The sequence below is a fragment of the Anaerophaga thermohalophila str. Valhall genome (genome assembly GCF_000250735.1).
GTDB lineage: Bacteria > Bacteroidota > Bacteroidia > Bacteroidales > Marinilabiliaceae > Anaerophaga > Anaerophaga thermohalophila_A.
Genome location: NZ_AHZV01000190.1, coordinates 1 through 6314 on the forward strand (window position 1 = coordinate 1; position 6314 = coordinate 6314).

6 protein-coding genes are annotated in these 6314 nt (G+C 43.9%); all 6 read right to left on the bottom strand.

Annotated features, from left to right (window positions below; genetic code table 11):
• The coding region (locus OQ5_RS0110400; protein ID WP_016777440.1) for a glycosyltransferase family 2 protein at window positions 1-778 on the bottom strand (778 nt) is incomplete at its 3' end.
• Between the two features lie 483 nt (window positions 779-1261).
• A complete protein-coding gene (locus OQ5_RS0110405) occupies window positions 1262-2143 on the bottom strand; it encodes a lysophospholipid acyltransferase family protein (protein WP_016777441.1) in 882 nt (293 codons plus the stop codon).
• Window positions 2144-2352: 209 nt separating this feature from the next.
• Window positions 2353-3147: an inositol monophosphatase family protein gene (locus OQ5_RS0110410; RefSeq protein ID WP_016777442.1), complete on the bottom strand. Its 795-nt coding sequence runs from the start codon at window positions 3145-3147 to the stop codon at window positions 2353-2355.
• Window positions 3148-3217: 70 nt separating this feature from the next.
• Complete coding sequence (mtaB, locus tag OQ5_RS0110415; RefSeq protein WP_016777443.1) at window positions 3218-4579, bottom strand: tRNA (N(6)-L-threonylcarbamoyladenosine(37)-C(2))-methylthiotransferase MtaB; 1362 nt, start codon at window positions 4577-4579, stop codon at window positions 3218-3220.
• Window positions 4580-4770: 191 nt separating this feature from the next.
• Window positions 4771-5727 (bottom strand): PhoH family protein, encoded by a 957-nt coding sequence (locus OQ5_RS20815; protein ID WP_369688194.1) that lies wholly within the window; start codon window positions 5725-5727, stop codon window positions 4771-4773.
• Window positions 5642-6112: a PIN domain-containing protein gene (locus tag OQ5_RS24580; protein WP_255297488.1), complete on the bottom strand. Its 471-nt coding sequence runs from the start codon at window positions 6110-6112 to the stop codon at window positions 5642-5644. The genes OQ5_RS20815 and OQ5_RS24580 overlap by 86 nt, the downstream gene beginning before the upstream one ends.
• Window positions 6113-6314: the final 202 nt, after the last annotated feature.

A 6314-nucleotide genomic window follows, 5' to 3' on the forward strand; every position in this document is an offset into this window, starting at 1 on the left:
TTTTTTTGAAATTTTCCGCGGGGATATTCCGGTGAAGCATGAACAAATTGTTTCTGAAGTTGAGGTAAGTCTTATGCGACGACATGGTATTTAAAGTGCCTCCGCCCAGGTGGAAGACTTCGCTTTCGGCACAATACCTGATTTTAAGTCCCTGGTTTTTCATGCGCCAGCACCAGTCAATCTCTTCCATGTGGGCAAAGAATGCTTCGTCGAGACCGCCCGACTGATTAAAAAGTCCGGTTCGTACCATCAGTGCTGCGCCACTGCCCCAGAATATCTCTCCCGACTGATCGTATTGCCCGTTGTCATGCTCCAGGACATTAAATATTCTTCCTCTGCAAAATGTATATCCCCACTTGTCGATAAAACCACCTGCTGCACCTGCATACTCAAACCATTCCGGTTTGTTCATGTCTTTTATCTTAGGAACACATGCGGCAGTATCAGGGTTTTCTTCCATGCATTTAATGAGCGGTTCCAGCCAGTTATCCCCCGGAATAACATCGGAGTTGAGCAATACCGAATATGGACTTTCCGTTTGTTTTAGCACACGATTGTAGCCTCCCGCAAATCCATAATTACGGTTAAGCCTGATGAGCCTGACTTCGGGAAACCTTTCTTTGATTAGTTCAGGAGAACCGTCGGTGGAACCATTGTCTGCTACAACAACCGACGCACCGGGGTATGCGCTTTTTTTTATGACCTCGGGCAGGAATCGTTCGAGGAGGTTCCTGGTATTCCAGTTTAGTATTATTACTGCAACCTGTGAATCCGTCATTGTGTTTCTATTTCGTGTCTGTCCATAAAGTACCATTTGCTGTGTTACGCTTGCCGCCAAAATTTCCGGTCACTGCGCAAGGCCATGAATGTCGACCGTTTTGGCTTCCCGCCATCCGCCGGCCCGGAAAGCCGACAGGCCACCGCGCCTTTTAAATAGTGCTCGTCTATAAACTTGCAAAAAATTTTTATAGTATGTGTGTCTGTTCAGAAAGTGCCAGTTGCAAGGCTTGCGAAGCCGCCAAAAACGGAGTTTACTACTCGTAAATGAGTATTCTGGCGGCGAGCGTAACACAGCAAATGGTACTTTATGGACAGACACTTAATAGTTAAAGTCGTTCATTGTTATGACATTCTTTAGAGCCCTTCTATCTTCTCACCTTTCCACCATTACTCCATGCCCTCTGCCCCATGCCCTCTGCTCCATGCCCCATACTTCTGCCTTATCGCATCCTCTCATCTGACATATCTCGCATACAGCCTTCTAACTTCCTCTGTACATGTTCTGATACTTCCACCGTTTGTGCGACCAAAGCCAGAGCTCAGGCCTTTCTGTTATGCACTTTTCCAGTTGGCGTACATGCCATTCGGTAATTTCAAATTCTTCGGCATTTTCTATGTCTCCGTTCCAGGGGACAACTTCGATGTGATAATGTCCCCTTTTTGGTTTTGATACTTTGAAAAAGACCACCCGCCCATTGACCATCTTTGCCATTTTTTCGGGGCCAAGCAGAATTGGAGTTGGTTGCGTGAGGAAATTTGTCCAATATTGAATTTCGCTTCTGGCCGGACTTTGATCGGCAATAAGACCCAGTACGAAACGTTTGTTCTGTTTTTTTAACCCGGCTACCAGCCTCAGGGTTTTTTTCATGGGTACATTTTCGGAGCCGAAACGAGAGCGCAACATTATCATGTATTTGTCAAAACTTTTGTTTTTTAAGGGTCTGTAAACGCTGTAGCCCTGAGCTCTGATGTGCAAATTGATGGCAGGAACCCATTCCCAGTTTCCGTAATGACCAAGTACTGCAATGACATCTTTCCCTTCTTCTGCTGCATCGTCAAGGATTTTGGTATTCGAAAATGTGATGCGGTTATATATTTCTTTGTCTGAAATATGTTGCAGCTTCATGGTTTCGATGAAAAGGTCGCAAAAGTGGCGGTAAAATTTTTTGAGAATATTTTTTCGCCATTCATCTGATTGTTGCGGGAAGGCACGTCGCAGATTGTCAAGAATAACTCTTTTACGATAACCGGCCAGAGAAACGGGGTAATAGAGCAGATCGGAAATCCTGTACAAAAAAGAGATAGGCAGCAAGGAAATGAGCCATATCAGGGGAAACCAAATGTAATAGAGCAGTTTGTTCATTCAATACATCCTTAGATTTTTGGGAGTTTACAGAGGAACACTATTTCATGTTTGTCCATAAAGTACCATTTACTGCGTTACGCTCGTCCGAAAATTACTCATTTACCATGAGTAAACTCCGTATTTTCGTAGTTAGCAGGCCTTGCAACTGACACTTTTTGAACAGACACAAATATTGTGAAAATATTTTTGTGAATTATAGACACGCACTATTTCGTCATTATTTGTTCAATCACCTGCTGCATTTCCTCAAACATTAAATTGTTGGCACAGACAATCTCTTTCCCGAAAAGGTAGTTGTTGCCACCTTTGAAATCACTTACTTTTCCGCCTGCCTGTTGTACCAGAAAAGCCCCTGCAGCCACATCCCATGGTTTCAGATTGTATTCATAAAAAGCATCGAAGCGCCCGCATGCCACGTAGGCCAAATCGGCAGCAGCGGAGCCCAGGCGACGTAGCCCGTGGCTGTTTTTCATGAAAAAGTCGAGCGTATCCATAAAGTTGTTGATCAGACTGTAGTTGGAGTAGGGGAATCCGGTAGCAATCAGACTGTCGGCCACTTCTGATGTTTCCGAAACATGTATTTCGTTGCCGTTAAGAAGCGCCGGCCCCCCTGCCCATGAGTAGAAACATTCGTCCATCCCCGGTTCATAGATCACACCAACAACTATTCTGTCGTTCTCCTGCAAAGCAATGCTAATGGCATAGGGAAACAGCCCGTGGATGAAATTGGTGGTGCCATCAATGGGATCAATGATCCAGTTATAGGTGGCACCTTGTTTGTCAGAAGTATTTTCTTCTGCAATAAAACCGGCTTCGGGCAGAAGCCCTCCCAATGCTTCGACCAGTTTCTTTTCCGAGGCTTTATCAATCTGGGTCACAAAGTCGTTTCGTCCTTTAGATTCAACATCCGGCTTGTTTTGCATCCGGTAATTTTTGACAAAAAGGCCGGTTTCCCGTGCTATATCTACAGTTCTTTCACAAATCTCTCTGTAATCTGTCATTCTTAATTGTTTTTTATTTGGTTCAAAGTTTCAAATTTTTTGAAACATAATGAAACGGTTATGAAAAAGTTTATCGAAAAGAGTTTGCATGAAATGTCCGGCTTTGAACGAACGATCCCGGTAATTGTATGGTCATATTTCCCGAAAGAGGTGATATGTTTTTGAGTTCCACTTCAACAATGCTGTTTGCCAGTTTTGGATCAAACGGACATTCGACGCGCAAATAATTCTCGCTAAACCCATGCATCAGGCCGTCTGATGGATGTTCTTCAAATAATACCTTTGCTTTTGTCCCCTCGAAACGCTTATAGAATTTTCGCAGCTTGTATTCCGACAGTTCGTGCAAAATAGCACTTCTTCGTTTTCTCTCCTGATGAGGTACGGAGTATTTAATTTTGAGGGCTTGTGTGTCGGGTCTTTCCGAATAGGTAAAAACATGCAATTGCGAAATGTTCAGCCGGTTGAGAAAATGCCGTGTTTTTTCGAACTCCTCAACCGTCTCGCCCCGTACACCTGTAATAACATCGACACCGATAAAGGCATCGGGGAGATAATTATTGATGGTTTCAATTCGTTCTCTGAAGAGAGAGGTGTCATATTTTCTTTTCATTAACTTGAGAATATTATCGCTTCCCGACTGCAACGGTATATGAAAATGAGGCATGAATTTGGATGAGCCTGCCACGAACTTTATTATTTCTTTTGTCAGCAGATTTGGCTCAATGGAAGATATGCGGAACCGTTCCACTTCATCGACTTTTTCGAGAGCTCTAATCAAACCGGCAAATGTTTCACCCGTGGTTTTTCCAAAATCACCAATGTTTACTCCGGTAAGAATAATTTCTTTAGCACCGGCTTTCCCGGCTTGTTTTGCCTGTTCAACCGTTGCTTCGATTGAGGCATTTCGCGACCGCCCCCTCGCCAGCGGAATGGTGCAATAGGAGCAAAAATAATCACATCCGTCCTGTACTTTCAGGAAAGTCCTGGTTCGGTCACCCGACGACCACGATGGCATGAATCTCCTGTCTTTAGCAATATTGCCGGCATGAATTTCGGCGTTTTTGCGCTTTTCAAGGGTTCCACGGTAAAATGACATATCGAGTTTTTCGTTACTACCCAGCACCAGGTCGACGCCTTCAATCGCGGCAATTTTTTCGGGTTTAAGCTGGGCAAAGCAACCTGTTACAATAATAAATGCCCGGGGATTTATTCGTAAAGCTCTGTGTATGGTATAACGACACTTTTTTTCGGCGGTTTCGGTTACCGAGCAGGTGTTGATGACATAAATATCTGCGCCTTCCCTGAAATCTACCCGCTTAAATCCTTCTTCCTCCAGATGACGTGCAATCGTTGATGTTTCGCTGAAATTGAGTTTGCACCCAAGAGTATAAAACCCCACTGTCCGCTGCTGAAATTGTGTGTGGTCTATCATGAAACAGATTAGTTTTTAGTTAATAGTTTTTAGTCAATAGTTTTTAGTTAATAGTTTTTAGTCAGTAGTTTTTAGTCAATAGTGGGACAATTCCTCTTACTGAAATATTTGAAAACTATCAGAAAATTCCCGTCCTGAAGGACTTTGCCTCTGAAAGTGGATAACAGGTGGCTTTAATTTTACAACTTCCACTAAAGCAGATCCGATGCCAGTTCAGCCAGGAAGCTCCTCTCGCCTTTTATCAGGTTGACGTGGGCAAAAATATCCTGTCCCTTCATTTTGTCGGTGAGATAAGCCAGTCCGTTGCTTTGCATATCCAGATAAGGGGAGTCAATCTGGTGAATATCGCCCGTAAATACCATTTTAGTTCCTTCTCCGGCACGGGTAATGATGGTTTTTACTTCGTGCGGGGTCAGGTTCTGGGCTTCGTCGATGATAAAGAAAACATCGGAAAGACTGCGACCGCGTATATAGGCAAGGGGTGTGATGACAAGTTCGTCGCGTTTTTGCATTTCTTCAATGATGTTTAGCTCCTTGCTTTGCTGTGGGAACCGGTTTTTAATGACTCCCAGATTGTCGAAGAGCGGTTGCATGTAAGGCCCTATTTTTTCGTTGATATCACCCGGTAAAAAGCCGAGGTCGCGGTTGGCAAGCGGCATAATAGGGCGGGCAAGGAGTATCTGGTTATATTGTTTATGTTGCTGGAGTGCTGCAGCCAGGGCAAGTAAAGTTTTTCCGGTACCGGCTTTACCTGTTAGTGATACCAGCGTAACATCGGTATTCATGAGTGCGTGCAGGGAAAAAGCTTGTTCAGCATTTCGCGGTTCGATACCAAAGGCTGAATGTTTTTCCACTCTTCTGACAGATTGCGCGTTGGGATCGAACCAGGCCAACACGCTTTGGTTGGCATTTTTCAGAATCATATATTGGTTGGCAGGCAACTGTTCATCGGTCATTGGGAATTCGGAGCGCGATACCTGACCATCCTTGTAAAGCGCTTCAATAATGGTTTTGTCGAACCCTTCGAAAGTTTCCACTCCATGGTGAAGAATCTCTATGTTTTTAACTTTGTCCGATTCGTAATCCTCCGACTTCAGTCCAAGCGATTTGGCCTTCATCCTCAGATTGATGTCTTTGGTGATAAGAATAGTCTGCCGTTTCCGGGTTTTTTTCTTTTACATGCAGCGTGATGGCCAGTATACGATGATCGGGTGTGTTTTCGGAAAATGATTCCTGCATTTCGGTGGGCAGTGGTTTGCCCGTTTCGATAAAAAGCCTTCCATGGTCTTTTCCCAGCGAAATGCCATCGGCAAATAACTGTTCGCCAGAGAGGCGATCCATCTCACGTACAAATTCCCTGGCCTGAAAATTAATCTGATCATTACCTTTCTTGAACTTATCAAGCTCCTCAAGAACCACGATGGGAATAATAATGTCGTTCTCCTGGAAGTTATACAGGCATTTATGGTCGTGTAACAAAACATTGGTATCCAGAACGAATATCTTTCCTGATTTTTTCTTTTTGGCTGTCATAGAAATAGGTTTACGAGATTTGTTGTTTTTCTAAATAGTGTCTGTCCATAAGGTACCATTTGCTGTGTTACGCTCGTCCGAAAATTACTCATTTACGATGAGTAAACTCCGTATTTTCGGACTTCGCAAGCCTTGCAACCGGCACTTTCTGAACAGACACACATATTGTGAAAATTTTTGCGGGTTTACAGACAGGTACTAA

What these genes read in the sequence shown, in the direction of transcription:
- OQ5_RS0110405 (WP_016777441.1), bottom strand. Translation starts at nt 2,143, where the DNA reads ATGAACAAACTGCTCTATTACATTTGGTTTCCCCTGATATGGCTCATT.
- mtaB (WP_016777443.1), bottom strand. Translation starts at nt 4,579, where the DNA reads ATGATAGACCACACACAATTTCAGCAGCGGACAGTGGGGTTTTATACT.
- OQ5_RS0110410 (WP_016777442.1), bottom strand. Translation starts at nt 3,147, where the DNA reads ATGACAGATTACAGAGAGATTTGTGAAAGAACTGTAGATATAGCACGG.
- OQ5_RS24580 (WP_255297488.1), bottom strand. Translation starts at nt 6,112, where the DNA reads ATGACAGCCAAAAAGAAAAAATCAGGAAAGATATTCGTTCTGGATACC.